24 protein-coding genes and 1 pseudogene are annotated in these 26,403 nt (G+C 67.3%); 14 read left to right on the plus strand and 11 right to left on the minus strand.

Annotated features, from left to right (window positions below):
* The first annotated feature begins 200 nt into the window (after window positions 1-200).
* Entirely contained in the window at window positions 201-1,532 is a 1,332-nt protein-coding gene (locus AC3WLC_RS20915) for an MFS transporter (RefSeq protein ID WP_493685838.1), read from the plus strand.
* Between the two features lie 352 nt (window positions 1,533-1,884).
* Here AC3WLC_RS20915 and AC3WLC_RS20920 read toward each other — a convergent pair whose 3' ends face one another.
* Window positions 1,885-2,820, minus strand: coding sequence for a LysR family transcriptional regulator (locus AC3WLC_RS20920; protein ID WP_493685839.1), 936 nt, complete (start codon window positions 2,818-2,820; stop codon window positions 1,885-1,887).
* 180 nt (window positions 2,821-3,000) lie between these two features.
* Between AC3WLC_RS20920 and uraD the strand changes: the two genes are divergently transcribed.
* From uraD to AC3WLC_RS20945, 5 genes and pseudogenes are all read left to right on the plus strand, one after another.
* Window positions 3,001-3,561, plus strand: a complete 561-nt coding sequence (gene uraD / locus AC3WLC_RS20925) for a 2-oxo-4-hydroxy-4-carboxy-5-ureidoimidazoline decarboxylase (RefSeq protein WP_152012513.1) — start codon at window positions 3,001-3,003, stop codon at window positions 3,559-3,561.
* A gap of 33 nt (window positions 3,562-3,594) precedes the next feature.
* Window positions 3,595-4,095: a hydroxyisourate hydrolase gene (gene uraH / locus AC3WLC_RS20930; RefSeq protein WP_493685840.1), complete on the plus strand. Its 501-nt coding sequence runs from the start codon at window positions 3,595-3,597 to the stop codon at window positions 4,093-4,095.
* Window positions 4,096-4,106: 11 nt separating this feature from the next.
* Window positions 4,107-4,460, plus strand: a complete 354-nt coding sequence (gene uraH, locus AC3WLC_RS20935; protein ID WP_493685841.1) for a hydroxyisourate hydrolase — start codon at window positions 4,107-4,109, stop codon at window positions 4,458-4,460.
* A gap of 117 nt (window positions 4,461-4,577) precedes the next feature.
* Window positions 4,578-5,627: an ABC transporter substrate-binding protein gene (locus AC3WLC_RS20940; protein ID WP_493685842.1), complete on the plus strand. Its 1,050-nt coding sequence runs from the start codon at window positions 4,578-4,580 to the stop codon at window positions 5,625-5,627.
* 294 nt (window positions 5,628-5,921) lie between these two features.
* Window positions 5,922-6,164: pseudogene (locus tag AC3WLC_RS20945) on the plus strand (allantoinase PuuE); the annotation flags it as partial.
* Here AC3WLC_RS20945 and AC3WLC_RS20950 read toward each other — a convergent pair.
* Window positions 6,143-7,033 (minus strand): LysR substrate-binding domain-containing protein, encoded by an 891-nt coding sequence (locus AC3WLC_RS20950; protein WP_493685843.1) that lies wholly within the window; start codon window positions 7,031-7,033, stop codon window positions 6,143-6,145. The pseudogene AC3WLC_RS20945 and the gene AC3WLC_RS20950 sit on opposite strands and share 22 nt — an antisense overlap.
* Before the next feature lie 143 nt (window positions 7,034-7,176).
* Here AC3WLC_RS20950 and gcl point away from each other — a divergent pair, with 143 nt between their 5' ends.
* The 5 genes from gcl (at window position 7,177) to AC3WLC_RS20975 (ending at window position 13,801) form a co-directional block, all read left to right on the plus strand.
* Window positions 7,177-8,952, plus strand: coding sequence for a glyoxylate carboligase (gcl, locus tag AC3WLC_RS20955; protein ID WP_493685844.1), 1,776 nt, complete (start codon window positions 7,177-7,179; stop codon window positions 8,950-8,952).
* 23 nt (window positions 8,953-8,975) lie between these two features.
* The gene (hyi, locus tag AC3WLC_RS20960; protein WP_493685845.1) at window positions 8,976-9,755 is read left to right on the plus strand and encodes a hydroxypyruvate isomerase; all 780 of its coding nucleotides are present in this window, start codon (window positions 8,976-8,978) and stop codon (window positions 9,753-9,755) included.
* 189 nt (window positions 9,756-9,944) lie between these two features.
* Entirely contained in the window at window positions 9,945-10,838 is an 894-nt protein-coding gene (glxR, locus tag AC3WLC_RS20965) for a 2-hydroxy-3-oxopropionate reductase (protein ID WP_493685846.1), read from the plus strand.
* 39 nt (window positions 10,839-10,877) lie between these two features.
* Window positions 10,878-12,158 (plus strand): allantoate amidohydrolase, encoded by a 1,281-nt coding sequence (locus AC3WLC_RS20970; RefSeq protein WP_493685847.1) that lies wholly within the window; start codon window positions 10,878-10,880, stop codon window positions 12,156-12,158.
* 14 nt (window positions 12,159-12,172) lie between these two features.
* Window positions 12,173-13,801 (plus strand): HAL/PAL/TAL family ammonia-lyase, encoded by a 1,629-nt coding sequence (locus AC3WLC_RS20975; RefSeq protein WP_493685848.1) that lies wholly within the window; start codon window positions 12,173-12,175, stop codon window positions 13,799-13,801.
* Window positions 13,802-13,849: 48 nt separating this feature from the next.
* On the opposite strand, the gene AC3WLC_RS20980 is transcribed toward AC3WLC_RS20975, so the two are convergent.
* Window positions 13,850-14,695, minus strand: coding sequence for a MurR/RpiR family transcriptional regulator (locus AC3WLC_RS20980; RefSeq protein ID WP_493685849.1), 846 nt, complete (start codon window positions 14,693-14,695; stop codon window positions 13,850-13,852).
* A 400-nt stretch (window positions 14,696-15,095) separates the two neighbouring features.
* Here AC3WLC_RS20980 and AC3WLC_RS20985 point away from each other — a divergent pair, with 400 nt between their 5' ends.
* The 3 genes from AC3WLC_RS20985 (at window position 15,096) to AC3WLC_RS20995 (ending at window position 18,441) form a co-directional block, all read left to right on the plus strand.
* Window positions 15,096-16,430, plus strand: coding sequence for an MFS transporter (locus AC3WLC_RS20985; RefSeq protein ID WP_493685850.1), 1,335 nt, complete (start codon window positions 15,096-15,098; stop codon window positions 16,428-16,430).
* 119 nt (window positions 16,431-16,549) lie between these two features.
* Complete coding sequence (locus tag AC3WLC_RS20990) at window positions 16,550-17,602, plus strand: DUF6282 family protein (RefSeq protein WP_493685851.1); 1,053 nt, start codon at window positions 16,550-16,552, stop codon at window positions 17,600-17,602.
* Between the two features lie 98 nt (window positions 17,603-17,700).
* Window positions 17,701-18,441 (plus strand): aspartate/glutamate racemase family protein, encoded by a 741-nt coding sequence (locus AC3WLC_RS20995; protein ID WP_493685852.1) that lies wholly within the window; start codon window positions 17,701-17,703, stop codon window positions 18,439-18,441.
* A 21-nt stretch (window positions 18,442-18,462) separates the two neighbouring features.
* Here AC3WLC_RS20995 and AC3WLC_RS21000 read toward each other — a convergent pair whose 3' ends face one another.
* From AC3WLC_RS21000 to AC3WLC_RS21035, 8 genes are all read right to left on the minus strand, one after another.
* Window positions 18,463-19,524 carry an NAD(P)H-dependent flavin oxidoreductase gene (locus tag AC3WLC_RS21000; RefSeq protein ID WP_493685853.1) on the minus strand — a complete coding sequence of 354 codons (1,062 nt, stop codon included), beginning with the start codon at window positions 19,522-19,524 and terminating at the stop codon, window positions 18,463-18,465.
* A 110-nt stretch (window positions 19,525-19,634) separates the two neighbouring features.
* Window positions 19,635-19,865, minus strand: coding sequence for a tautomerase family protein (locus tag AC3WLC_RS21005; protein WP_493685854.1), 231 nt, complete (start codon window positions 19,863-19,865; stop codon window positions 19,635-19,637).
* Between the two features lie 29 nt (window positions 19,866-19,894).
* Window positions 19,895-20,605 carry an SDR family NAD(P)-dependent oxidoreductase gene (locus AC3WLC_RS21010; protein ID WP_493685855.1) on the minus strand — a complete coding sequence of 237 codons (711 nt, stop codon included), beginning with the start codon at window positions 20,603-20,605 and terminating at the stop codon, window positions 19,895-19,897.
* A gap of 144 nt (window positions 20,606-20,749) precedes the next feature.
* Window positions 20,750-21,685, minus strand: coding sequence for a LysR family transcriptional regulator (locus AC3WLC_RS21015; protein WP_493685856.1), 936 nt, complete (start codon window positions 21,683-21,685; stop codon window positions 20,750-20,752).
* 82 nt (window positions 21,686-21,767) lie between these two features.
* Complete coding sequence (locus AC3WLC_RS21020; protein ID WP_493685857.1) at window positions 21,768-23,486, minus strand: Na/Pi cotransporter family protein; 1,719 nt, start codon at window positions 23,484-23,486, stop codon at window positions 21,768-21,770.
* A 438-nt stretch (window positions 23,487-23,924) separates the two neighbouring features.
* Window positions 23,925-25,106 (minus strand): beta-ketothiolase BktB, encoded by a 1,182-nt coding sequence (bktB, locus tag AC3WLC_RS21025; RefSeq protein ID WP_493685858.1) that lies wholly within the window; start codon window positions 25,104-25,106, stop codon window positions 23,925-23,927.
* On the minus strand, window positions 25,103-25,792 hold the full coding sequence (locus AC3WLC_RS21030; RefSeq protein ID WP_493685859.1) for a transglutaminase-like domain-containing protein: 690 nt from the start codon (window positions 25,790-25,792) through the stop codon (window positions 25,103-25,105). The genes bktB and AC3WLC_RS21030 overlap by 4 nt, the downstream gene beginning before the upstream one ends.
* A complete protein-coding gene (locus tag AC3WLC_RS21035; RefSeq protein WP_493685860.1) occupies window positions 25,792-26,403 on the minus strand; it encodes a 2-hydroxychromene-2-carboxylate isomerase in 612 nt (203 codons plus the stop codon). Before AC3WLC_RS21035 ends, AC3WLC_RS21030 begins: the two co-directional genes overlap by 1 nt.

Genomic DNA, 26,403 nt, shown 5'->3' on the forward strand with positions numbered 1-26,403 from the left:
ACCCTCCCCCGTTCCGGGAGAGGGCTCCCGCGCATGCCTCGTGAAGGCCGATCGTCCTCACCCGGCAAAGCATATTCAATCTGCAAATAATGGGCATTTCGGAACCGGTCTCACCGTGAGCCGCCGTTCGGACTATTCGGCATGATCGGAGCCAGTGGTCAGGCCGAACCTGAAGACCGCGGCATACAGGGGAGGTCATCATGTCGACAGCCGTCACTCACGGAGCGGATATCTCCGAGAGCACGTCACCACAACAATTGGACGCGGCCTTCAGCAAGGTCACCTGGCGTCTCATTCCGTTCCTGATGATCCTCTGGATCCTCGCCTGGATCGACCGGGTCAACATCGGTTTCGCCAAGCTGCAGATGCTGAACGACCTCAAGTTCAGCGAAGCGATCTACGGCCTGGGCGCCGGCATCTTCTTCATCGGCTACTTCCTGTTCGAAGTCCCGAGCAACCTGCTCCTCGAACGGATCGGCGCGCGCAAGACCGTCGCCCGCATCACCATGCTCTGGGGCATCACCTGCATCGCGATGATGTTCGTGACGACGCCGATGCAGTTCTATGTCCTGCGCTTCCTGCTGGGCGTGTTCGAGGCCGGCTTCTATCCCGGCATCATCCTCTATCTGACCTATTGGTATCCGACGCAGCGGCGCGCCAAGGCCTTCGGCCTGTTCATGTCCGCCTCGGCCCTGGCCGGCGTGCTCGGCGGGCCGCTGGCCGGCACGATCATGACCGAGCTCAATCACGTCAATGGCTGGGCCGGCTGGCAGTGGGTCTTCCTGATCGAGGGCATTCCCTCGGTGATCGCCGGCATCGTGACCCTGTTCTACATGACCGACAAGCCCGAGAAGGCGAACTGGCTCACCGACAAGGAGAAGAGCCTGATCCTCGCCGACCTGGAGCGCGACCGCGCCGCCCTCGGCCCGCGCGAGCACAAGATCATGAAGTCGCTGCGCGACCCGCGGGTCTGGCAGTTCATCGCGATCTACTTCTGCATCATCCTTGCGAACTCGACCCTGACCTTCTGGGGCCCGACCGCGGTGCGTGAGCTCGGCTTCACCAGTCCGGCCGCCGTCGGCTGGATCATGGCGGCCTGCTATCTCTGCGGCGCCGCCGGCATGATCATGATCGGCCGCAGCTCGGACCGTCACCGGGAAGCCCGCCTGCACACCGGCATCGCCGCCCTGGTTGGCGCGGTGTCGATGGCGGCGCTCGGCTTCCTGATCCCGCACGGCTCCTATCTCGCTCTGGTCGCATTGGCCTTCGCCATCATCGGCACGATGAGCGCCATCCCGGTGTTCTGGCAGATGCCCAACCTGTTCCTCTCGGGTTCTGCTGCGGCGGCCGGCGTCGCCCTGATCAACTCGGTGGCGAACCTCGCCGGCTTCGGCGCCCCCTTCGCCATGGGCGTGATCAAGGATGCGACGGGGCTGATGTCGCCCGGCCTCTGGATGGTCGCCCTGTTCGAAGCGGCCACCGTGCTCCTGATCATCAAGTTCATCCCCGCTTCCATGAAGGCCGGGAAATAGGGAGGCTGGGGAGGCCGCGGCCGCAGAAGCCGCGAGCGTCGCAAGACGCTACCTTGGCGGAAGCTGTTTTGCGTCGCAGACGGCGGAAAGCAGCTCCCGTCTGACTAGGCCGCTCGCCCGGTGCCAATCACCGGCGGGCGGTCGTTTTCGTTTGCGGGGGCGATCCAGCGCGTGGACCCTAAAAGGGTCTTGAAGGTCCATCTGAAAACCCACAGCCCTCATCCTGAGGAGCCGCGTCAGCGGCGTCTCGAAGGATGGTTCGGATGTCTCCGGAGCCTCCTGGAGCATCCTTCGAGACGCAGCCTTCAGCTGCTCCTCAGGACGAGGGCTGAGAAAACTCCAGAAACGACGCCTACGTGCCCGCAGCCGGCTCGCTCGGGAGGCGGTTGCGGGTCAGGACCTGGCGCAGCCAGTGATGGATCGGCGAGTGCTGGGTACGGTCGTGCCAGAGCTGGTAGAAGCGCATGCGCGGGAATTCGAGCGGCGGCTCGACGATCGCCAGCGGCAGGATCGTGGTGAAATAGCGCGCGAAATGCCGGCTGGTGGTGAAGACCAGGTCGGTCCCGACCAGCATGTAAGGCGCCATCGCGAAATAGGAGATCACCAGGCGGCGTTCGCGGCTGATCCGCATCTTGGTCAGGTGCGTCTCGACCACGCCGCGATGGGCGATCGAATAGGGCGTCGGCGCGATGTGGTTGGCCGCCAGGAACTCCGCGCGCGACGGGACCTCCTGGGCGAAGGCATGCTCGCGGTCGACCAGCGAGACGACATCGTCCTCGAACAGCGTCGATGTCCGCAGATAGGGCGGCGGCGAGGGCCAGTTCCCGATGACGATGTCGACGGTTCCGGCGGCGAGCGCGCCTTCGAAATCGAAATCGGCGCCGAGCGAGCGCAGCGTGAGCCGGGCATGGGGCGCACGCTGGCGGAATTCACGCACGGCGCCGGCGAGGTAGGCTGGCGCGACATAGTCGGGCAGGGCGATGGTGAAGCTCTGATGGCTCGAGGCCGGATCGACCCGGTTCGGATCGACCAGCAGGTTGTCGAGCTCCTCCAGCGCCTTGATCGCGGTCTGCTGCAGCGCGATCGCCCGCTCGGTCGGCACCATGCCGTCGCGGCCGCGCACCAGGAGCTGGTCGCCGAAGATCTCGCGCAGGCGCTTCAGGGCAAGGCTCGTGGCCGGTTGCGACAGGTTCAGCCGCGTGGCCGTCCGGGTGACGCTGCGTTCCGCCATCAGGATGCAGAAGACCCGCAGGAGCTGTGCGTCGAGGGGGTTCTCCTGAGGCTGCATGGTCGATGGTCCCTGCGACGGAACGGCCTCTAATAGGCCGATCCTCTCAGGCTCTATTCGGGTTTGCAAATAATGGGAATTGGCGGCGCCCGATCTCAATGAGGAGCGGCTTGCGGTACACCGGGGATGTCGATGCGAGCCGCTCGCGCCGGCCATGTATCCGAAGGACAGGACACCGAGATGACGCCCTCTTCCAAAGCAACGCAGCCGCCCTTCACGCTGGCGGCGATCAACGCCATGGATCGGCCTGCTTTCGTATCCGCCTTCGGCGCGATCTTCGAGCACTCGTCCTGGGTCGCCGAGGCGGCCTTCGCGGCGCGCCCCTTCGCCAGCGTCGACGCGATGCACGCGGCGATGATAGCCGCCGTCCGCGGCAGCGACGAGGCGAAGCTGATCGCGCTGCTCTGCGCCCATCCGGAGCTTGCCGGGCGCGAGGCGAAGCGGGGCGAGCTGACCCAGTCCTCGGACGTCGAGCAGGCCAGCGCCGGCCTCACCAGCCTGACTCAGGCGGAGGTCCGGCTGATCGACACGCTCAACCGCGCCTATCGCGAGCGCCACGGCTTCCCGTTCATCGCCTGCGTCAGGCACTACACCAAGGCCGGCATCTATGCCGAGCTCGCCCGCCGCGCGGCGCGCGACACCGCCCCGGAACGCGAGGAAGCGCTCGCCCAGATCAGCTTCATCACCCGCAGCCGCCTGGCGCAGGTGACCGATGAATCGCAGGCCTCGCGCGCGGCCTGAGACCAGCAAGCGCATGACATCGAGGGAGCACTCATGGATCGCCTGATCACCGACCGGCGACGGATCCTGGCGGCTGGGGCGGCGGTGGTCGCCGCTCCGGCTCTCGCCCGGGCCCAGAGCCCGCAACCTGGCCAGCAGCCCGGCGCGCTGACGGTCGCGCCGGTCTCGCAGACAGGCTTGAGCCCGCGCCTGACCATGCACGCGATCGATACCTTCCATGGCCTGCCGGGCGCAGGCATGACTTGCGACCTTTCCGTGCTCGACGGCGATCGCTACCGCCCGCTCAAGACGGTGGTGACGGCGCAGAATGGACGCACCGACGAGCCGCTGCTCGTCGACGAGGCGCTGAAGGCCGGGCGCTACGAGCTCCTGCTGCATGTCGAGGATTATTTCCGGGCACGGGGCGCGCAATTGCCGACGCCGAACTTCCTCAAGACCGTCCCGATCCGCTTCGTCATCGCCGATCTCGGGCAGCGCTACCACCTGCCCGTGCTGTTCTCGCCCTGGGGCTATTCCTACTACCGCGGCAGCTGAGGAGTACGGTCATGGCAGGCATCACCACGCATATCCTCGATTCCAACCGCGGCCGGCCGGTGGCGGGCGTCCGGATCGACCTCTCGATCAGGCAGGGCGAGGGCTGGATCCTGGTCAAATCGGCGACGACCAACCAGGACGGGCGCACCGACGCGCCGCTCGTCCGCCGGGAGGACGCCAAGCTCGGCGAATACGAGCTCGTCTTCCGTGTCGACGAGTATCTTCGCAGCCAGGCTGGCGCGGGCGATCCGGCGCCGTTCATCGATCGCCCGGCGGTCCGCTTCTCCGTCTTCGACGTGAAGCAGCACTATCACGTGCCGCTGCTGTGCACGCCGGGAAGCTGCTCGACCTATCGCGGCAGCTGAGACCGCCCCGCTCGCCGAAGCGGCAGGGCACAGGCATCCCACGTCCAAGAGCGATGTGAAGCGGGGCGCGTCGCCCCGGCATCGCGAGTTCAGCGTCATCTTGCAGGAGGAACCATCGTGCCGCGCATCAACCGCAGGGTCTTTTCCGCCGGCCTCGCCGCCAGCGCGGCCGCCATCCCGCTGACCGTTTCCGCCCAGGCGCAGCGCTACAAGCTGCTGCTCAACACTTCGCTGTCGGGCCCGGTCTCGTTCTTCCTCCTGGCCGAGGATCGCGGCTATCTGCGCGAGGAGGGGCTCGACATAGCCTTCTCGCCCGGCGAGGGGGCGGCGGCGATCATCCCGCAGGTCAAGGCCGGCAGTTTCGATGTCGGCTACGGCGATATCTCGGCGCTGATCGAGCGCATCGCCCGCAGCGCTCCGAATGAGGGGCCGGTGGCGATCTGGACCACTTTCAACAGCGTGCCCTTCACCATCGCCGTTCCCGCCGACAGCTCGATCCGCTCGCCCAAGGATTTCGAGGGCAAGACGATCTCCGGCCATCCGGTCGATGCCGCGCTGATCACCTTCGACATGTTCGCGCGCGCCAACGGCGTCGACGCCAGCAAGGTGAAGGTCGTCGAGTCGCCGGCGGCGATGGGCAACCAGGTCGCCGACATGCTGAAGGGCAAGGGCGCGCAGGGCGTGTTCGGCTTCGTCAACACGATCATCGCCTCGGTGGCGCCGCTCGGCATCGACGGGCGCAAGGAGCTGCGCTTCCTGAACTACGCCGACCACCTGCCGGACATGTACGGCAACACCCTGTTCGTGACGCGCGAACTCTACGGCGCCAATCCGCGGGCGCTCTCTGGCATGGTGCGCGCCTTCAACCGGGCCTTGAGCGACACGACGAAGGACCCGAACCTCGCGATCGAGGCGCTGGCCAAGCGCGAGCCGTCGATCCGGCGCGACGTCAACCTGACACGCCTCGTCGGCACGCTGAAGAGCGAGATGGCGCATCCGGAAGGCAGGCGGATCGGCGTCGGCGACATGGATGATGCCCGCCTCGGCCGGCTGATCGCCCTGATCGTCGAGACCAAGAAGCTGCCGCGCACACCGTCCCTGCGCGAGGTCTTCGACCGCTCCTTCCTGCCGCCGGACCAGGAGCGGATCCGCTCGCTCGCAGGGTAGGGCGCCGGGGCAACTGGTGCTGCCGTTCCGGGCGAAGCCTCCACCGTCATTCCGGGGCAGGCCGACAGGCCTGAGCCCGGAATCCAGAACAGATGCCATCTTCGAAAAAGGAGTGGTCGCTCCAAGGCTTTCGATCAAGCGCATCGATTCTGGGTTCCGGGCTCACCGCTGCGCGGTGCCCCGGAATGACGGCGCGGGTCCTGATCATATGGCAGCCTGCTTGCAAAAATGCGCCTTCTGCCAAAGCTTTAAGTCACGTCCTTGAATCACCGTCGCATGAACTTGAATCACCTGATGAGCACTTCCTACCGGCGCGATCTCGTCGGCTACGGCCGGAGCGCCCCGCATCCGCACTGGCCGGGGCAGGCCCGGATCGCGCCGCAGTTCGTGGTCAATTACGAGGAGGGCGGCGAGAACTGCATCCTGCATGGCGATGCCGCCTCGGAGGCCTTCCTCTCCGAGATCGTCGGCGCCGCGCCCTGGCCCGGCCAGCGCCACATGAACATGGAGTCGATCTACGAATACGGCTCGCGCGCCTTTGCCTGCGTGGCGAAGGCGATGAACTGGTCGATGATCGGATCGGCATCGTCTTGCGTCACGGCATGGACGTCCGCGACCGGGCAGGGGCCGGTGATGCGCAGATAGCGCAGGCCGGGCAGGCCTTGCCTGCCGACCGATTCCGGCACGAAGCCGATCCCAAGGCCGGCCGAGACCAGGCTGGCGATCGACATCGACTCGACCACCTGCTGCACGATCTTCGGCAGGAAGCCGAGCTGCGCGCAGAAGGATTGCAGATGCGCGGCGAAGGCGGAATCGCGCAGCCGATAGAAGACGAAGTCCTCGTCCTTCAGCTCCAGGATCGTGGTCGCCTTCTTGCCCGCCAGCTTATGGCCGGCCGGAACAGCCAGGCCGATCCGCTCGCTCCAGACCCGGCGGACGACGAGGTCGCGATCGTCGGGAGCAAGGCGCAGGAAGCAGATGTCGACCCGCCGCGCCTTGAGCGCCGCGACCTGCTCCTGCGGCGGCATCTCGTCGATGGTGATCTCGACATCCGGATGCATGCGCTGGAACTCGGCGATCGCCAGGGACAGGCCGCTCAGCAGCACCGAATTCGTCGTCGCCAGGTGGATGATGCCGGCGCGGCCCTGTCCGATCGCACTGACCTGCGCTGCCGCCTGCCGCGTCTGCGCCAGGATGGCGAGCGCGTGGCGGCGAAAGGCGTGGCCGGCGGCGGTGAGCTCGACCTGCCGGCTGCTGCGGCGGAACAATTCGGTCTTCAGCTCGTGCTCGAGGTCGCGGATCTGCTGGCTCAGCGGCGGCTGGGAGATGTTCAGCTTCTGGGCGGCCGCGGTGAAGCTGAGCTCCTCGGCCAGGGCCACGAAGTAGCGCAGGTGACGCAGTTCCATCTTTGGCTCCCGCGGTGGCGGTCAGGTTCCGATCTATATGTCATGCATATAGATCGGAACGAACAATATATTGGACCAATTGGTTCCCGGCTGCCATTCCTCTCCCGACAACAGGCGCCGAGACGCCGAACGGAGGACAGGCCATGCCGAAGATGACCGCTGCCGAAGCCGCCGTGCTGATCCTGGAGCTGGAGGGCGTGAAGCAGGCCTTCGGCGTCCCCGGCGCCGCGATCAACCCGTTCTATGCCGCGCTGAGGCCGCGCAACCGCATCGGCCATATCCTGGCGCGCCATGTCGAGGCCGCCTCGCACATGGCCGAGGGCTATACCCGCGCCGAGGCCGGCAATATCGGCGTCTGCATCGGCACGTCGGGGCCGGCCGGCACCGACATGATCACCGGGCTCTATTCGGCCTGGGCGGATTCGATCCCGATCCTGTGCATCACCGGCCAGGCGCCGCGCGCCCGGTTGCACAAGGAGGATTTCCAGGCCGTCGACATCGAGTCGATCGCCAAGCCCGTGACCAAATGGGCGGTGATGGCGCGCGAGCCGGGCCAGGTCCCGGGCATCTTCCAGCAGGCTTTCCACCTGATGCGCAGCGGCCGGCCCGGCCCGGTGCTGATCGACCTGCCCTTCGACGTCCAGACCGCCGAGATCGAGTTCGATCCCGACACCTATCAGCCGCTGCCGGTCTACAAGCCGGCGGCGAGCCGCGCCCAGATCGAGAAGGCGCTGACCATGCTGAACGCGGCCGAGCGGCCGCTGATCGTCGCCGGCGGCGGCATCATCAATGCCGATGCCTCCGATCTCCTGGTCGAATTCGCCGAGGTCACCGGCGTGCCGGTCGTCCCGACCCTGATGGGCTGGGGCACGATCCCGGACGATCATCCGCTGATGGTCGGCATGGCCGGCCTGCAGACCAGCCATCGCTACGGCAACGCGACCATGCTCGCCTCGGACCATGTCCTGGGCATCGGCAACCGCTGGGCCAACCGCCACACCGGCAATGTCGACGTCTACACCAAGGGCCGCAGCTTCACCCATGTCGACATCGAGCCGACGCAGATCGGCCGCGTCTTCACGCCCGATTTCGGCATCGCCTCGGATGCGGGCAAGGCGCTGGAGCTGTTCGTGGAGGTCGCCACGGAATGGCGCGCCGCCGGCAAGCTCAAGGACCGGACGGCCTGGGTCGAGGAGTGCCGCGAGCGCAAGCGCACCATGCTGCGCCGGACGCATTTCGAGGAAAGCCCGATCAAGCCGCAGCGCGTCTATGAGGAGATGAACAAGGCCTTCGGCCGCGACACCACCTATGTCAGCACGATCGGCCTGTCGCAGATCGCTGCCGCCCAGTTCCTGCACGTCTACAAGCCGCGCGGCTGGATCAATTGCGGGCAGGCGGGGCCGCTCGGCTGGACGATCCCCGCGGCGCTCGGCGTCTGCGCCGCGACGCCCGGCACGCCGGTGGTCGCGATCTCCGGCGACTATGATTTCCAGTTCCTGATCGAGGAACTGGCGGTCGGCGCCCAGTTCCGCACGCCCTACATCCATGTCCTCGTCAACAACTCCTATCTCGGGCTGATCCGCCAGTCGCAGCGCGGCTTCAACATGGACTACTGCGTGCAGCTGTCCTTCGAGAACCTCAATGCGCCCGAGCTCGGCGTCTACGGCGTCGACCATGTCAAGGTCGTCGAAGGGCTCGGCTGCAAGGCGATCCGGGTCACCGAGGTGCAGGACATCCTGCCGGCCTTCGAGCGGGCCAAGGCGATGCTCGATGAGTTCCGCGTGCCTGTCGTCGTCGAGATCATCCTCGAGCGCGTCACCAACGTCTCGATGGGGACGGACATCGACAAGGTGACGGAGTTCGAGGACCTCGCGCTCGCCGCCGAGGACGCGCCGACCGCCATCGCGTTGCTCGACTGATACCGACCGGGAGGTTTCAAGCCATGCCGAAGTTCTGTGCCAACCTGACGATGCTCTTCAACGAGCATCCCTTCCTCGACCGCTTCGACGCCGCCGCCAAGGCCGGCTTCAAGGGCGTCGAGTTCCTCTTCCCCTACGCCTTCGCCAAGGGCGACATCGCCGAGCGGCTCCAGAAGAACGACCTGACCCAGGTGCTGTTCAACCTGCCGGCCGGCGACTGGGACAAGGGTGAGCGCGGCATCGCCTGCCACCCCGATCGCGTCGGCGAGTTCCAGGACGGCGTCGGCAAGGCGATCGACTACGCCAAGGCGCTCGGCGGCACCATGGTCAACTGTCTGGCGGGCCTGGCGCCGGCCGGGGTCGAGCGCGACAAGGCGGCGCAGACGCTGGTCGACAACCTCGCCTTCGCGGCGGCGGCGCTGAAGCGGGAGGGCATCCTGCTGATCATGGAGCCGATCAACAGTTACGACATCCCCGGCTATTTCGTGAACCGCTCGGCCGAGGGCATCGCCATCATCGACGCGACCGGCTCCGACAATCTCAAGCTGCAATACGACATCTATCACATGCAGCGCATGGAAGGTGAGCTGGCGGCGACGATCGAGAAGCTGCTGCCGCGCATCGCCCATATGCAGCTCGCCGACAATCCCGGCCGCAACGAGCCCGGCACCGGCGAGATCAATTACGGCTTCCTGTTCGGGCTCATCGACCGGCTCGGCTACGCCGGCTGGATCGGCTGCGAATACAAGCCGAAGGCCGGCACGGTCGACGGGCTCGGCTGGCTTCAGAACGCAACGCGCTGACGCTAAGAGCCCGTTTGACAACGTCTCAGCCCTCATCCTGAGGAGCCATTCCGTTGGGAATGGCGTCTCGAAGGATGCTCCAGGAGGCTCCCGAACCATCTGGAGCATCCTTCGAGACGCGATCTTGCGATCGCTCCTCAGGATGAGGGCTGAGTTTCCAAACAGACTTTAAGGACCGGAGGACACGTCATGAAGATCGGATTCATCGGGCTCGGCATCATGGGCGCGCCGATGGCGGGCCAGCTGATCAAGGGTGGGCATGAGGTCCATCTCTACAGCCGCACGCAGGTTCCGCAGGAGCTGACCGCTGCCGGCGGGCGCTCCTGCGCCTCCGCCACCGAGGTTGCGCAGAACGCTGACATCATCATCACCATGGTGCCGGACACCCCGCATGTCGAGGATGTGCTGTTCGGCGAGACCGGTGTCGCCAAGGGCCTGTCGCGCGGCAAGATCGTCGTCGACATGAGCTCGATCTCGCCGGTGGCGACCAAGGAGTTCGCCAAGCGGATCAATACGCTCGGTTGCGACTATCTCGACGCGCCGGTCTCGGGCGGCGAGGTCGGCGCCAAGGCCGGCACGCTTTCGATCATGGTCGGTGGGCCGCAGGGCGCCTTCGACACGGTCAAGCCGCTCTTCGGCCTGATGGGCAAGAACATCACCCTCGTCGGCGGCAATGGCGACGGCCAGACCACCAAGGTCGCCAACCAGATCATCGTCGCGCTCAACATCGAGGCGGTGGGCGAGGCGCTGCTGTTCGCTGCGAAAGCGGGCGCCGATCCGGCCAAGGTCCGCCAGGCGCTGATGGGCGGCTTTGCCTCCTCGCGCATCCTGGAGGTGCATGGCGAGCGCATGATCAAGCGCACCTTCGCGCCGGGCTTCCGCATCGAACTGCACCAGAAGGACCTGAATCTGGCCTTGTCGACGGCGCGTGCGCTCGGCGTCTCCCTGCCGAACACGGCGACGGCGCAGGAACTGTTCAACGCCTGTGCGGCCCATGGCGGCGGCGCCTGGGACCACTCCGGCATGGTGCGCGCGCTTGAGACGCTGGCGAATTTCGAGATCGGCCAGGACGCGAAGGCCTGATCCGGGCAGGCGAGGGGCCGGTCGAGGGGGACGTGCATCATGACGCTCTTACAGAACACATCCCATGACGATCGCTCCAACGCGGCGCCGGATGGCGTCGAGGTCATGCGCCGCCTCGACGATCTCGCGCGCTTCTCCGCCGACCAGGGCGCGCTGACGCGGCTCTTCCTGACGCCGGAGCATCGCCAGGCCATCGGCCAGGTCGAGGCCTGGATGCAGGAAGCCGGCCTTGCGACCCATGTCGACGACATCGGCAACCTCGTCGGCCGCAGCGAGGGCGGCGGCGAAGGCCTGCCGACCCTGCTGCTCGGCTCGCATATCGACACCGTCCGCAACGCCGGAAAATACGACGGCAATCTCGGTGTCGTCGCCGCGATCCAGGCCGTCAGGCGACTGCGGGCGGACAGGGTCGAACTGCCCTTCGCCATCGAGGTGCTCGCCTTCGGCGACGAGGAGGGCGTGCGCTTCCCGGTGACGCTGAACGGCTCGCGCGCCGTCGCCGGCCGCTTCGACCCCGCCGCGCTCGATGTCTGCGATACCGACGGCGTCTCGCTGCGCCGGGCGCTGACCGAGTTCGGCCTCGACCCGGCGGCCATCCCCGGCATCCGGCGCGATCCGGCCGGTATCCTCGGCTATGTCGAGGTGCATATCGAGCAGGGGCCGGTGCTGGAGGAGCGCGACCTGCCGGTCGGCGTCGTCACCGCGATCAGCGGCGCCAGTCGCTTCACCATCACCATCGACGGCGTCGCCGGCCATGCCGGCACGGTGCCGATGAACCTGCGCCGTGACGCCTGCGCCGCCGCCGCGGAGATGCTCCTGGCGGTCGAGCGGGTCGCGTCGATGCGGCGCGACGTGGTCGCCACGGTCGGGCGCATCGCCATCGCCCCGAGCGCGGTCAACGTCATCGCGTCAAAGGCCGAGTTCTCGCTAGACCTGCGCAGCCCCTCGGATGAGGCGCGCCACGCTGCTGTCCGCGACCTCAAGCGCGCCTTCGAGGCGATCGCAGCCTATCGCAATGTGAGCTCGACGATCGTCGCCTTCTACGAGGAGGACGCGGCGGTCTGCTCGCCGGCGATCGTCGCGGCGCTGGAGAAATCGGTCGCGTCGCAAGGCGTCGCGCCGCTGCGGCTGCCGAGCGGAGCGGGGCATGACGGCCTCGCCATGGCCAATCTCTGTCCGTTCGGCATGCTGTTCATGCGCTGCGCCGGCGGCATCAGCCACAACCCGGCGGAGGCGGTCGAGGCCGCCGACGTGCAAATGGCGGTCGACGTGCTCGTCGACTTCCTGCGCACCGCTTCCCCCGAAACCTTCAGGACCTGAGCAGGAGACCGACCATGAGCGTCGCGATCGACGGAACGACACTGACCGCGGAGCAGGTGGTGCGCGTCGCGCGCGCCGACGGCGAGGCCGGCTTCGCCGCCGCGACGCTCGCGCCGGAGGCGCGCGAGCGCATCGCCGAGGCGCGCGACTATATCGACACGAACTTCATGAGCGACGATGCGCCGTTCATGTATTCGTTCAACACCGGCGTCGGCCTGTTCAAGGACCAGCGCGTGCTGATGTCGGAGATGACCGACTATCAGCGCAACACCGTCTATGCCCATGCGACCGGCATCGGCGAGCCGCTGTCCGAGGACGCGACCCGCGCCACCATGCTGCTGCGCGCCAACGCCTTCGCCTCGAACTATTCCGGCCCGCGCGTCGAGGTGGTCGAGCGCCTGCTCGAATGCCTGAATGCCGGTCTGCACCCGGTGATCCCGTCCAAGGGCTCGGTCGGCGCCTCCGGCGACCTTGCGCCGCTCGCCCATATGTCGGGCGCGATCTGCGGCTTCCCGGAAGCGGAGATGATCTACAAGGGCGTGCGCATGCCGGCCCGCGAGGCGCTGCAGCGTGCTGGGCTCTCGACCGAGTTCCCGCTCGCAGCCAAGGATGCCTCGGCGCTGATCAACGGCTCCACCGTCTCGCTCGCCGTCGGCGTGCTGGCGATGGAGGATGCGCGCCGGCTGCAGAAGCATGCCGACATCGCGCTTTCGCTGACGCTGGAGTGCATCCGCGGCGAGCTCGCCGCCTTCGATCCGCGCGTCCACAAGGCGCGCCCGCATCCCGGCCAGGCGGCAACGGCGCGCAACATCCTGCGCATCGCCGGCGATTCCAAGCGCTGCGGCGAGGCGGCCCGGCAGCTCGTCTTCCCGGACGAGGCTCGTGCCCCCGGCAGCAAGGCGCCGCCGCGCGTGCAGGACGTCTACTCGATCCGCTGCGGCCCGCAGGTCCACGGCCCGGTGCGCGAGGCGATGGAGTTCGTCACGAGGGTGATGACCACCGAGATCAACTCGGCCACCGACAACCCGCTGATCTGCAAGGACGGCGACGGCTATGTCTGCATCTCGGCCGGCCATTTCCACGGCGCCTATGTCGCGCAGGCCATGGACCTGCTCGCCATCGCCGCCACCGATCTCGGCTCGATCTCCGAGCGCCGGCTGGCGCGCCTGATCGATCCGACTATGAGCTACGGCCTGCCGCGCAACCTGCTCGCCGGCAAGCGCGGCCTCAACACCGGCTTTGCCACCGTGCAGTGCTCGATGTCGGCGCTGGTGATGGAGAACCGCCACCTCTCGACACCGGGCTCGGTCGACTCGATTCCCGGCAAGTCGAATGCCGAGGACCATGTCTCGAACTCGACCTGGTGCGCCCGCAAGGCCCGCACCGTGGTCGAGAATGTCGAGCAGATCCTTGCCTGCGAGATCCTGATGGCCTGCCAGGCGCTCAGCCTCGTCGACGATCTCGCCAAGGATTACCCGATCGCCAAGGGCAGCCGCGCCGCGCTCGATGCGGTGCGAGCGGTCATCCCGCCCGCGCTCCAGGGCGACCGCTGGTACGCCACCGAGATCAACCAGGCGCTGGCGCTGCTGCGCTCCGGCTCGATCGTCGAAGCGGTCGAGAGCGCCGTCGGCCCGCTGGAGTAAGGCTCGGACGCGCCCGGCTCCGGCCGGGCGCAATCGCGGCGGGAGCCGTCACATCTCCTGAAGGGCGTCGTGGAGCGCCTCGATCGTCGACAGGCGTCGGCGCCGACTTGCGCCGGCGAGGTCCAGCACCCTTGTCGCCAGGAGATGGGTTAGCACCATTACGGCTGCATGGTTGTAGAGCGGGCCGGAGGCGGCGGTCTGGCAGCGGAAATGCCAGGTGACCGGCTGGGCCTTGCGGCTGTCGTCGTCGGTGATCAGGAGGATCTTGGCCGAAGTCTTCGAGATCTGCTCGACGATGCGCGGGAAGGTTCGGATTTGCCGGCGAATGCCGAAGATGATGACGCAGTCATCCTTGCGGATGCTGGCGATATGCTCGGCCAGGGTCTGGCCGGACTGGGGGATGTACGACGAGTTCTCCAGGATCTGCAGCGTTTGCCAGTGCAGATAGGTGGCGAAGGACTGGCTGGTCCGGAATCCCATGATCCAGACCCGGTGCGCTGACAGCATCGCCTGGGCGACCGCATCGATTTCCGGAAGCGAGATCGTCTCGAAGGAGCGGTCGATATTGGCGTGCGCCTGGTGCAGATGCGCCTGCAGGATCTGGTCGGGCTCGTCGACCGGCGACACGACCCTGAACAGCGCCGCGCCCGACCTCTGCTCGGAGCGGACATGGCGGCGTGCCTCGTCATAGTTCGTGTATCCGAGCCTCTGGACGAAGCGCGACACGGTGGCGTTCGAGACGTTCGCGAGCCGCGCCAGCTCCGAGGCGGTGTAGCTCGCCAGTTCCCCCGGAAAGCTCAGCACGAAATTGGCCAGCCGCCGCTCGGTCGGGTGCATCTGGTGCAACTCGCGGCGAATGCGCTGGAGGAAGGATTTGTCTTCGGCAGGCTTCACGTCTCGCCTCATGAAAGACGATTTTCACAGAAATTAGATTCGTTCTCTCATTTACGAAATCTCTCATTTTTGGCGCAGTTGCAACCGTCGGTATTGGTTTTTGCTGCCAGAAAAGTGAGATTTTCTGCGCGATCGCGCGTTCAGATGCAGCGTGGCACGGTCGAAAGAAATTTTTGTAGACGAGTTATATGAAAAGTGTTTTTCATAGCGTGTCGCAAGCAAAGGTGCGGCCGCGTCGAGAACGATAAGGCGAAACGCCGCCGTTTCAGTGGCGGCACGACGTGGGGAGCTGCACCGGAGCCGATCTCGGGCCTTGCGGGCCAGTCTTGGCGACGGTCCTGCAAAGGCACATCGCTATGGGAGGATAGCAGTGAGCACACCATTTTCGACGGCATCGACGATGTCGACCGCGGACGAGCGAACGGAGACCTTCCGGAAGATCCTGTTCCGCATCCTGCCGTTCGCCACCATCGTCTACATTCTGGCCTGGATCGACCGCGTCAACGTCGGTTTCGCCAAGCTCACCATGCTGAGCGACCTCGGCTGGAGCGAGGCCGTCTACGGTGCCGGCGCCGGCATCTTCTTCCTGGGCTATTTCCTGTTCGAGGTCCCCAGCAACCTCGTCCTCGAAAGGATCGGCGCTCCCAAGACGATCATGCGGATCGCGGTGGGGTGGGGCGTTGCCTCCGTTCTCATGGCCTTCTGCACCGAGCCCTGGCACTTCTATGTACTGCGCTTCTTCCAGGGCGCCTTCGAAGCCGGGCTTCATCCCGGGCTCATCCTCTATCTGACCTATTGGCTGCCGGCGGCCCGGCGTACCCGGGCGATCGCGATCATCATGTCCGCTTCTCCCATCGCCCTGTTGGTCGGCAGCCCCCTGGCGGCCTACATCATGACCGCTACGGGTGGGGTGATGGGCGCCAAGGACTGGCAGTGGCTGTTCATCATCGAGGGCGTCCCCTCGATCATCCTCGGCCTGATGGCGGTCTATGTCATGACCGACAAGCCGGGCAACGCCAGCTGGCTCAGCGCCAGGGAGAAGGCTCACGTCACCTTCGAGCTGGAGCAGGAGGCCAGGGACAACAGCCACAGGGAGCACAACTTCTTCGCGCTGCTGCGCTCCGGCGCGATCTGGATCCTGATCCCGACGCTGTTCTGCATCATCGCCGGAAACGCGACCCTGTTCTTCTATGGCCCGAGCCTGATCACGGCGGCCGGCTTCACGGATATCAGGGTGGTCGGCTGGATCATGTCGGGCATCTTCCTGTTCGGCTGGCTCGGCATGATGGTCAACAGCTGGCTGTCGGGACGCCGCCAGGAATCGCGCTGGCATACGGCCTGCGCCGCGACCCTCGGCGCCTCGGGCCTGGTGCTCGCGGCGCTTGCCCAGGGGGCCGGAAGCCCGATCGGCGTGATCATCGCCCTGGCGCTCTCGGCGGCCGGAACCATGGGCTCGATCCCGGTGTTCTGGAACCTGCCGCCGCGGTTCATGTCGGGAACCGCGCTGGCCGCGGGCCTGGCGCTGATCAACTCGATCGCCAACCTCGCCGGCTATTTCGCTCCGCAGCTGCTGGGCGCGATCAAGACGGCGACGGGCGGCTATTCGACCGGCCTGTACATCATCGCCGGCGTCGAGATGATCGCCGTCGTGCTGATCCTCTTCTGCATCCGCAAGGAATCGGCCTCGGCCGCCGACGCCCTGCCGTCGCAGACCGGGTCGGCGGTGACGCCGTGACACCGGGCGCGATCGCGAAGGCGAGGCATCGCTGAGTGCCACGCCGAACGGAGCCGGAAAGCCGATTGCCGCTCTCCGGCTCCGATGCCCGAACCATCTTTAATCGAGGAGACGAGATCTTGAGTTCCGTTCAAATGCCGTCCGGCGGCGAAACGCAGAAGCTTCCCGGCGAGACCTATTTCGATCGCTCGATGGATCTGCCGGATGTGCTGATCCGCGGGACCTCCGACATCCATATCCACAGTGGCCCCTGGCTCAAATCCTGTCCCGGGCGGCTCGACCCGTTCCAGATCGCCGAGCAGGCCAAGGCGGCCGGCATGAAGGCCCTGATGTTCTATGACCACACCCTCGGCGTCAGCACCGGCACCGCCGAATTGGTGAGCCGGCAGGTTCCGGGGATCGAGATCTTCGGCGGGATCATCCTGACGTCGAATCTGGGGGGGCTCAATCCGCGCGCCGTCAAGACCGCGCTCTACTACGGAGCCGGCGCCAAATTCGTGCATTTCGGCGCGCACTGCACCCATTTCATGGCGAGCCATGAGGGCTCGTTTGTCGACGGCAAGCCGGTCCTGTTCAAGGATCGCTATCCCAAATTTGCCAAGGACGAACTCTCGCGCGCGGTCCGCATTCCCTTGGATGGCCCGGTCCCAGACGAGCTGGCGGAAATCCTCCAGCTGATCGCCGATCATCCGCACGTCCACCTGAACACCGGCCATGTCTCGGCCGAGGAAACGATCCGGCTCGTCGACCTCGCCGTGCAGTTCGGCATCAGGAAGATCGTCGTCGCCCATCCCGCCCGCGTCAGGCTGACGACGGAGCAGCAGAAGCAGCTAGCAGGGAAGGGCGCCTTGCTGGAGGGCTGCGTCTCCGACTGGATGTTCCATCGCGGGCTGCCGCGGAGCAACTACTATGTCGAGCGCGAATGGCGCGATGAGATCGCCGGCATCGCCAGCTCGCCGGACGCATTCAGCGGCATCGTGCCCTGGGCGAGGCAGATGCGGGAGATCGGACTCGAGCATTTCGTGGTCGGCACCGATTACGGCATCCGCTCGGGGCCGACGCCGGTCGAGGGCATGCGGATCCTGATCTCCTCGCTTCTCGATCTCGAGTTCACCTCGGAAGAAATCCACCGTCTCGTCAAAGGCAATGTCGAGAAGCTGCTCGACCTCTGACGGCATTGCCCCGCGCTGTCTGCGCATCATCCAGGATAGTGGCCGGGCGGTCGCGGCATCGCCGATCGACCGCCCATGCCGCGAGCGAGGACCATCCCATGAGGCCGCTTCTACTGATCAACCCGAACACCAACAGCAAGACGACGCAGGAGATGGTCGAGATCGCGCAACGCTCGGCCGGCCCCGGCCAGCGCGTCGAAGGGGCGACGGCAGCGAGCGGCGCGCCGCTGATCTCGGACAGCGAGAAGCTCTCGGCCAGCGCCGCGGAGGTGATCAGCCTGGCCGGACAGGCGGATCCCGAGACCTATTCGGGCATCATCATCTCGGCTTTCGGCGACCCCGGGCTCGGGCATCTGCAGAAAAGCCTGTCGATCCCGGTCACCGGCATCGCTGAGGCCGGGATCATCGAGGCTGCCCGGGGCGGGCGGCGCTTCTCCATCGTGACCACGACGCCGGATCTGGTCGCGGCGATCGGCCAGCTCGTCGAGAATTATGGCTACGCCGATCAGTTCGCCGGCGTCCGGCTGACCGAAGGCGATGTCGACAGCGTCATGAGCCAGCCGGCGCTGCTGGAGGCGAGCCTTGCGCAGGCATGCGAGATCGCAATCCTGGAGGACGCAGCCGAGGCGATCATCATCGGCGGCGGGCCGCTCGCCGTGCACGCCGCCGCCCTGAGATCGCGCTTTTCCGTGCCGATCATCGAGCCGGTCCCCGCGGCCGTGCGTCTCGCCGTCGAACGCGCGCGGGCCCTGCCTGTTTCAGGGCATCGCGTCGCCGGCAGCGAGCACCCGGCCGATCGGAACGCCGCCGCCTTCGCCGGCGGGGCAAGGGCCAGGTGACGTCGAGCCCAGCCGTCCTCGTCAGGCGTCGAGGCCGGCGAGCATCCGCGTCAACGCCGCCGCCGACATCGGCTTGGCGAGCGGGAAGGATTGCCCGGCCCAGAGCAGGGTGAAATCGTCGCGGCCGGCGGCTTCCGCGGCGCTGCGCAGCGGTCCCAGCGCCGTGCCGGCGGTCGGGAAGGCCGGGGCGAGCTCCGAGATCGGGCCGAGCTCCGCCATGGCGCGGTTGACGATGCCGCGCGCCGGCCGCCCGGTGAACAAGTTGGTGAGCGCGGTCGGCCGCTCGCTCATGCCGAGCGCCTTGCGGTAGATCGCCGAGATCTTGGCCTCGGCCTCGGGCGTGAACAGATAGGCGGTGCCGACCTGGACGGCAGCGGCTCCCAGCGCGAAGGCGGCTTTCACGCCGCGCCGGTCGGTGACGCCGCCGGCGGCGATCACCGGGACGGAGACCGCATCGACAACCTGCGGCACCAGCGAAAAGGTGCCGACCTGCTCGGAGATCCGGTCGTTCAGGAAGATGCCGCGATGGCCGCCGGCCTCGGCGCCCATGGCGATGACCGCGTCGACACCGCGCTCGGCCAGCCAGCGCGCTTCGGGCACGGTCGTGGCGGAGGCGATGATCTTGGCGCCGGTCCGCTTGACGCGGTCGAACAGCTCCGGCGCCGGCAGGCCGAAATGGAAGCTGACGATCTCGGGGCGATACTCCTCGACCACGCCTGCCAGGCCTGCGTCAAAGGGCGTGCGCCCGCTCGGCGTCTTCGGCATGTCCGGGTCGAGACCGGCCTCGGCATAGTAGCCGTCGAGGCGCTTCAGCCAGGCCGCCTGCCGGGCAGGATCGGCGGCCGGGGGCGTGTGGCAGAAGAAGTTGACATTGATCGGCCGGCGCGTCCCGGCCCGCACCGTGTCGAACGCGGCGCGCAGGCCCGCCGCATCGTATTGCGCGCCGGCCAGTGAGCCCAGGCCGCCGGCTTCGCTGACGGCGATCACCATCTCGGGCGTGCTCGCGAGGGCCATCGGACCCTGGATGATCGGCAGTTCGATGCCGAACAGGTCGAGCAGTCGCGCTTGTACGGGGCTGGTCATGATCGTTCCTCGCGAGGGATGAGCGGGCAGCGGCCAATCTCCGCCGCGGCCCGCTGATTTCAAAGGCGAAGGTCAGCCCATCCGCAGTGCAGGATTGGGCTGGAGCTGGTTCAGCCAGCGGCGCGTTGCTTGCGGTACTCCGCGGCCGGCAGGCCGCCCCAGCCCCAATTGTCGAGCTCGACCTCCTCGATCACGACGAAGGTCGCATCGAGCGGCTTGCCCAGGACATCGAGCAGCAACTGGCTGGTGCCGGCGATGAGCCTGGCTTTCTCCTCGGCGGTGGCGGCGCTGCGGCCCGGGCCGGAGCCCTCGCGGGTGATCTGGATGGTGACGATCGGCATGGCAGCCTCCTATCGCTTGGCGTGATGTGTCAGTGGCCGGCGCTCTGGCCGCCGTCGACATGCAGGATCTCGCCGGTGACGAAGGGAGCGCTCTCCAGGAACAGCACGGCGTCGACGATGTCCTTGATCTCGCCCATGCGCTTGACCGGATGCAGGCCCGCCAGGAACTCGTGAGTCTGCGGCGCATGCATCGGGGTCCTGATGATGCCGGGCGAGACCGCATTCACCCGGATGCCTCGGGTGGCGTATTCGATCGCCAGCGCCTTTGTCGCCGAGTTGATGCCGCCCTTGGTCAGGTTGGCGAGGGCGGCGGGCACGCTCGTGACCGCATGGTCGGTCAAGCTGGTGGTGATGCTGACGATGTGGCCGGAGCCCTGCTTCAGCATGGCGGCTGCGGCCTGCTGGGTGATGTGGAAGAAGCCGGCGAGGTTCGTCGCGATCTTGGCCTGGAAATCCTCGGCCGTGTAGTCGGTGAAGGGCTTGGCGATGAAGATGCCGGCATTGTTGACCAGCGTGTCGACGCGCCCGAAGCGGGCCTGCGCCTCGCGGACGACCCGCTCGGCGGTCGCCGGGTCGGCGATGTCGCCGGGCACGGCGAGAATGTCGGAGTCGTTGCCCTGCTTGATCGAGCGCGATGTCGCGACGACCCGATAATTGCGGTCGCGGAACCCCTTCACCAGCGCAGCGCCGATGCCCTGCGAGGCGCCGGTGACGATGGCGACCTTCCGTTCATTGCTCATGATGTTCCTCACTGTCTCGTCAGCGAGCGGGAGCGCCGCTGAGGGCCTGTCCGGCCTGGTGAGGGGAATTTGGAGTGTCCCGCGTTTCGGTTGAATGCTCGCTGACAGGCAGGCATTCTTCCTTCAAGTGGAATAATGAGGCCGTCAGGATCGCAGCGCGGCCGACTCGGCTGAAAGCCGCGCGAACTCGGCGCGCAGCCGCGGCACGGCGAAATCGAGGAAGGCCCGGACCTTCGGGACGCTGGAGCGGCCCTGCGGCATCACCAGGTTGACCGGCCGCGCCGGCGGCTCGGCATCCCGCAGCAGGAGCTGCAGCGCGCCATCCTGGACCTGCTCGGCGACATGGTAGGTGAGGAGGCGGGTGACGCCGAGCCCGCCGAGCACGGCTCCCCGCACGGCGCGAACGCTGTTGACGACGAGCCGCGGCTTGAACTGGACGGAGCGGGGAACCGATCCGCCCTTGGCAGGGGGGAAGGTCCAGGAATCGCGCCCGAAATCAGTGCAAGCGATGATGCTGTGCTTGGCGAGATCGCCGGGCTCGTCGATGCGCGGATGCTGGCTGAGATAGCGCGGCGAGGCGACGGTCACCAGCCGAACCTCGCCGCCGATGCGGATCGCGGTCATCGCGGAATCCGGCAGGTCGAGGATGCGCAAGGCGATGTCGATCCCTTCCTCGACCAGGTTGGCGCCGCGCACCAGCAGGACGAGATTGACCGATACGGCGGGGTGAGCCTCGACGAAGGCGTCGATGATCGGCCGCAGGATCTCCTCGCCGCTGATCGGTGGCGCGGTGATCGTCAAGGTGCCGCGCGGTGTCGCTTGCTCACCGGCGCCGACCGCCTCCAGCTCCTGCAGGTCCGCGAGCACACGCCGGCAGAGATCGGCATAGCGCTCGCCGATCTCGCTCAGCCGGATCGAGCGGGTCGTGCGGTAGAGCAGCGGCGCGCCGGCCTGCTGCTCCAGGAAGGCGACGGCCCGGCTGACGGCGGCCGGGGAGCGGCCGAGCAGGCGTCCCGCTCCGGCGAGGCTGCCCTCGTCCAGCGCGGCGATGAATACCTTCATCGCGTCGATGCGATCCATGATGCTCCCGAGCCTCGGGCCTTAAGCTCGGTCAATCCCGCGGGCTGTCAAGCGCAGGCGCGCCAGCCGGGGCCTCTCCGCGTCAGGCGGGCTTGTGCGGCAGGGCGAGGCCGTAGCTGTCGTTGCTAGGCTGCTCTTCCGCCTTGCGCAGCCTGGTCTCGCGGAGCTCGTCGGCGGCCTCCAGGATCGGATAGGCGATCGAGGTGATGTGGCCGTGGATGCGCTTCAGGTCGCGCAGCACGTCGAGATGGATCGAAGAGGTCTCGAGCGACTCCGTCACCCCGCTGCGCAGGCGCTCATAGTGCTTCTCGGTCGCGATGCGCTCGGCGAGACGCATCGCGCTCTTCTCGTCGAAGAGCTGGCGGGCGAGGCCGATGTCGCGCGTGGCCAGCACGTTGAGCGCCAGCTGCAGGCTGTGGCTGACCCGCGCGTGGAAATCGCGGATCTCGGCGAGGCCGTCCTCGGAAAAGCGGTAGCGCTTGCGGATCTTCTTCTCGGCGAGCTCGCGCAGGTTCTTGTCGATGATGTCGCCGATATGCTCGAGATTGGTGGTCGCCGTGATGATCTCGAACAGGCGCCGGCTGTCCTCCTCGCCGAGTGGGCGGCGCGAGAGCTTGACGAGATAGAGCTTGATCGCCTCGTGGATCGTGTCGACGCCGTCGTCCGCGGCCGCGATCTCGCGCGAGAGGGCGAGCTTGTCCTGCTCCAGCAGGACCTGCAGGTCCTTCAGCATGGCACCGACCCGGTCGCCGAGATGCAGCGTCTCGCGCATTGCGCTGGCAAGGGCTTCGGGCGGGCTGTCGAGCAGGCCGGGGTCGAGATAGAGCGGCCGGATGCGCTGCTCGGCTTCGGGCTTGGCCGGGGTCAGGCGCGTGACCAGCGCCGCGATCGGTTTGACGAAGGGCAGGAAGGCGATGGCGCCGATGATGTTTAGCGCCAGATGGATCTCGACCGCCAGGCGCGACGGATCATGCGACAGCGCCGAGAACCAGACCGAGAGCGGCTTGGCGAAGGGGATGACGACCAGTGCGATCAGGATGCGCGTCAGCAGGTTGGCGAGCGCGACGCGGCGCTGCACGACGGGCGCGCCGAGCTGGTCGAGCACCGGCACCAGCGCATTGCCGAGATTGGCGCCGACGATCAGGATCAGCGCGGTCGGCGCCGGGAAGAGGCCGCCGGCCCAGAACGAGGCGATCAGCAGGACGATGGCGAGGCTGGAATGGGTCAGCCAGGTCGCCGCGACGGTGATCGCGACGGCGAGCAGCGGCTCGCTCGCCAGCGCCTCGAACACCGAGCGGAACACCGGCGACTGTGCCAGCGGCGCCGAGGCGGTTTTGAGCTCGGCGAGCGAGAGCAGGATCAGGCCGATGCCGACGATCAGGCGCCCGATATTGCGGGCGCGGTTCATCGCCTCGTTGGCGAGATAGAGCGCGACGCCGACGGCAAGGCACGCCCCCCAGAGCCAGCCGAGCTCGAACGAGACCAGGAAGGCCGCGATCGCCGTGCCGACATTGGCGCCGAGCAGCACGGCGAAGGCCATGGGCAGGCCGATCAGCGCCTGCCCGGCGAAGGAGGAGAGCAGCAGCGTCGTCGCCGTCGAGCTCTGCAGGATCAGCGTCACCACCGCCCCGCTCGCCATTGCCGAGGCGCGGTTGCCGGCGAAGCGGGCGAGGCCCTGCCGCAGCGAGGGACCGAAAGCCCGCGTCGCGCCGGTCCGCACGAGCCTGACCGCCCAGATCAGCAGCGCCACCGAACCGGCGAGGTGGATCAGGATGGCGGTGGTGCTCTCGGCGGCGTTCATCGTGGGGAGGGCGCTCCTTCAGGCGGGAATCGAAGAGGTCAAGCGGCGGATTATGCCGCGAAATTCGTTAGCCGTCTTATAAAATCGGCGGCGAAAAAGGTCTACTTTTGCGTGTGTTCTGATCGGGATGGGAGGAATGGTCTACGGACGACCGCCAATCTTCCAGCCGGCGGCAAGCCGCAAGACCGGGATGGCCGCCGGCAAACGCCAGCGAAGCGTGCTGCGTAGCTGCTCAGTGTGGAGGAATTGCGATCGGAGCGAGCGCCGCCTGCCCACCCTCGACCGAGTCGTCCTGGGCGTAGCGGAGCGAAGACCCGGGACCCATTCCTGAACCTCGTTCGGAAAGGCTCAGGAATGGATCCCGGATCAGAGCCGCTTCGCAGCTTGTCCGGGATGACGCGGACTGTTCGTTTCCGCGCTGAAACCTAGCGCCCGCCCTCAGAGGCGCTCGATTGCCAGCGCGATGCCCTGGCCGCCGCCGATGCACATGGTGATCAGGCCGTAGCGCCCGCCGGTGCGGCGCAGATGCGACAGCGCCTTGACGATCAGGATCGCGCCGGTCGCGCCGACCGGGTGGCCGAGCGCGATCGCGCCGCCATCGGGATTGGTGCGGGCCGGATCGAGGCCGAGCTCGCGCGAGACGGCGAGCGCCTGCGCAGCGAAGGCCTCATTCGATTCGACGACGTCGAAATCGCCGATCGACAGCCCGGTCCGCTTCAGCAGCGCCCGCACGGCCGGGATCGGGCCGATGCCCATCAGGCCCGGCTCGACGCCGGCATGGGCGTAGCCGACGATGCGGGCGAGCGGGGTCATGCCGCCGGCCTTGGCGCGCCGCTCCGAGGCGAGGGCGATCGCCGCCGCCCCGTCATTGATGCCCGAGGCGTTGCCTGGAGTGACGCTGCCGCCCTTCTTGAACACCGTCGGCAGCTTGGCGAGGCTCTCCGTCGTCGTCTCCGGCTTGGGATATTCGTCGGTGGCGAAGGAGATCTGCGCGCGCCCCTTGGTCACCTCGATCGGCAGGATCTGGTCGGCGAAGCGGCCCTCGGCGATGGCGACGCCGGCCCGGCGCTGGCTCTCGGCGGCGAAGGCGTCCTGCTCGTCGCGTGAGATGCCGTATTTCTCGGCGACGTTCTCGGCGGTGATGCCCATGATGCCGTTGCCGAACGGGTCGGTCAGCACGCCGGTGAGGCCGTCGAGCATGGTCGTGTCGCCGAGGCGCTGGCCGAAGCGGGCGACGGTGAGGTGGTGCGGGGCGCGGCTCATCACCTCGGCGCCGCCGGCGAGCGCGGTCTCGGCGTCGCCGAGCATGATCGATTGGGCTGCCGAGACGACCGCCTGCGCGCCTGAGCCGCAGAGCCGGTTCAGCGTCAGCGCCGGCGTCTCGACCGGGATGCCGGCCTCGACCGCCGCGACGCGGGCGAGATAGGCGTCCCGCGGCCCGGTCGGGATGACGTTGCCGAAGACGACATGGCCGACCTCGCCGGGTTCGAGCTTCGCCCGCCGCAGGGCCTCACCGGCGACGAGCCCACCCAGCGCCGCAGGAGCATGGCCGGACAGCGAGCCGCCGAAGCTGCCGATCGCGCTGCGGGCCGCGCCGACGATGACGACTGTTTCGGTCATGACTGTTCTCCCAGGACGGGTTTCGGATGGGACTTGCCGGCGAGGGCGGCGCGCTCGGCCGCCATCGCCGTGATCAGGCGAGGATAGGCTTGCTGCATCGCATCGCGAAAGGCCTCGAACGGCATCTCGTCATGATCCCCGCGGTCGAGCACATAGTCCATGTGCTGGCGGCCTGCCGCGTCGAAGGGCTGGAAGATCGAGTCCGTGCTGCCGTCGAAATCGAGCGGTTCGACTTCGAAGCGGGCGCAGAAGGCAAGGTCGAAGGCCGGCGTCGCCTTGACCCAGCGCCCTTCGAGATGGAGCAGCGTATAGGCGTGCCAGCGGAAGACGTCGGTGCCCATCAGCTCGAGGATGCGCGGCGAAGCGAGGTGGTTACGCACATCGGCGAAGCCGACGCGGGACGGGATGCCGGCGGCGCGGCAAACCGCGGCGAGCGTCACCGCCTTGGGCACGCAAAACGAGCCCTTCGCCTCCAGGCAGCGCGAGGCGACGAAGATGTCGCGCTCGATGCCGAAATAGCGCAGGTCGTAGGGGATCGCGTCGCGGACGGCGTAGTAGAGCCGCACGGCGCGGTAGCGGTCCGGGCCGGTGCCGGCATGCCGCTCGACGAACGCGCGGATCGCCGGCGCATTGGCATCGATGAAGGGCGTCGCCTTCAGCGCCCCGGCGAGCCTGTCGTCGCTCATCACACTCTCCTGTTCGCGCCATGCTGCAGCCGCCAGGCGATCTGCGGCAGGCGGTCGGCGCCGAAGAAGCTCTCGCCGTCCAGCGTGACGAAGGGCACGCCGGTGATGTCAGCCGCACAGGCCTCGTCTATGGCTTCGACCAGGCGCTGGCGGCCCTCGGCCCCGTCGATCATGGCGCGGATCGCTTCCGGCGTCTCGCCTGCGAGGCAAGGCAGGGCGGCGAGCACGGCCGGGTCGGCGATATTCTCAGCCCTGGCGAAGAAGGCCTCGAAGATCTCGCCCGCCAGGCGCAAACCGTCCTGTGGCCGCATCGCGGTCCAGCCGTGATAGAGCCGGCCGGCGAGATGGGCGGAAATCTGCAGCGGCTCGGGGACACGGAAGGGCAGACCGAAGAATTCGGCCGAGCGGGTCACGTCCTCGAGGAAATAGCGCCGCCGTGCCGGCTTCTCCAGCGGGTTGACGACGCCCTGCTGCTTGAACACCGCCCAGAGCAGGATCGGCCTGAGATCCAGCGCCCGGCCATGCTCTTCCGCCAGTCGCACCAGCGGACGAAGCGCGAAATAGGAATAGGGCGAGGCGAAATCGAGATAGAGGCGCAGCGCTCCCGGCAT

The sequence above is a fragment of the Allobosea sp. GW821-FHT03A12 genome, assembly GCF_058986765.1.

Excerpts from the sequence above, each read along its gene's own strand:
- bktB (WP_493685858.1), bottom strand. The coding sequence starts at position 25,106 with ATGACCGAAACAGTCGTCATCGTCGGCGCGGCCCGCAGCGCGATCGGC.
- AC3WLC_RS20995 (WP_493685852.1), top strand. The coding sequence starts at position 17,701 with ATGAGGCCGCTTCTACTGATCAACCCGAACACCAACAGCAAGACGACG.
- uraD (WP_152012513.1), top strand. The coding sequence starts at position 3,001 with ATGACGCCCTCTTCCAAAGCAACGCAGCCGCCCTTCACGCTGGCGGCG.
- AC3WLC_RS20970 (WP_493685847.1), top strand. The coding sequence starts at position 10,878 with ATGACGCTCTTACAGAACACATCCCATGACGATCGCTCCAACGCGGCG.
- gcl (WP_493685844.1), top strand. The coding sequence starts at position 7,177 with ATGCCGAAGATGACCGCTGCCGAAGCCGCCGTGCTGATCCTGGAGCTG.
- AC3WLC_RS20915 (WP_493685838.1), top strand. The coding sequence starts at position 201 with ATGTCGACAGCCGTCACTCACGGAGCGGATATCTCCGAGAGCACGTCA.
- AC3WLC_RS21000 (WP_493685853.1), bottom strand. The coding sequence starts at position 19,524 with ATGACCAGCCCCGTACAAGCGCGACTGCTCGACCTGTTCGGCATCGAA.
- AC3WLC_RS21035 (WP_493685860.1), bottom strand. The coding sequence starts at position 26,403 with ATGCCGGGAGCGCTGCGCCTCTATCTCGATTTCGCCTCGCCCTATTCC.
- AC3WLC_RS21020 (WP_493685857.1), bottom strand. The coding sequence starts at position 23,486 with ATGAACGCCGCCGAGAGCACCACCGCCATCCTGATCCACCTCGCCGGT.
- AC3WLC_RS20975 (WP_493685848.1), top strand. The coding sequence starts at position 12,173 with ATGAGCGTCGCGATCGACGGAACGACACTGACCGCGGAGCAGGTGGTG.
- AC3WLC_RS21010 (WP_493685855.1), bottom strand. The coding sequence starts at position 20,605 with ATGAGCAATGAACGGAAGGTCGCCATCGTCACCGGCGCCTCGCAGGGC.
- AC3WLC_RS20920 (WP_493685839.1), bottom strand. The coding sequence starts at position 2,820 with ATGCAGCCTCAGGAGAACCCCCTCGACGCACAGCTCCTGCGGGTCTTC.
- AC3WLC_RS20985 (WP_493685850.1), top strand. The coding sequence starts at position 15,096 with ATGTCGACCGCGGACGAGCGAACGGAGACCTTCCGGAAGATCCTGTTC.
- AC3WLC_RS21005 (WP_493685854.1), bottom strand. The coding sequence starts at position 19,865 with ATGCCGATCGTCACCATCCAGATCACCCGCGAGGGCTCCGGCCCGGGC.
- uraH (WP_493685840.1), top strand. The coding sequence starts at position 3,595 with ATGGATCGCCTGATCACCGACCGGCGACGGATCCTGGCGGCTGGGGCG.
- hyi (WP_493685845.1), top strand. The coding sequence starts at position 8,976 with ATGCCGAAGTTCTGTGCCAACCTGACGATGCTCTTCAACGAGCATCCC.
- AC3WLC_RS21015 (WP_493685856.1), bottom strand. The coding sequence starts at position 21,685 with ATGGATCGCATCGACGCGATGAAGGTATTCATCGCCGCGCTGGACGAG.
- AC3WLC_RS20950 (WP_493685843.1), bottom strand. The coding sequence starts at position 7,033 with ATGGAACTGCGTCACCTGCGCTACTTCGTGGCCCTGGCCGAGGAGCTC.
- uraH (WP_493685841.1), top strand. The coding sequence starts at position 4,107 with ATGGCAGGCATCACCACGCATATCCTCGATTCCAACCGCGGCCGGCCG.
- glxR (WP_493685846.1), top strand. The coding sequence starts at position 9,945 with ATGAAGATCGGATTCATCGGGCTCGGCATCATGGGCGCGCCGATGGCG.
- AC3WLC_RS21030 (WP_493685859.1), bottom strand. The coding sequence starts at position 25,792 with ATGAGCGACGACAGGCTCGCCGGGGCGCTGAAGGCGACGCCCTTCATC.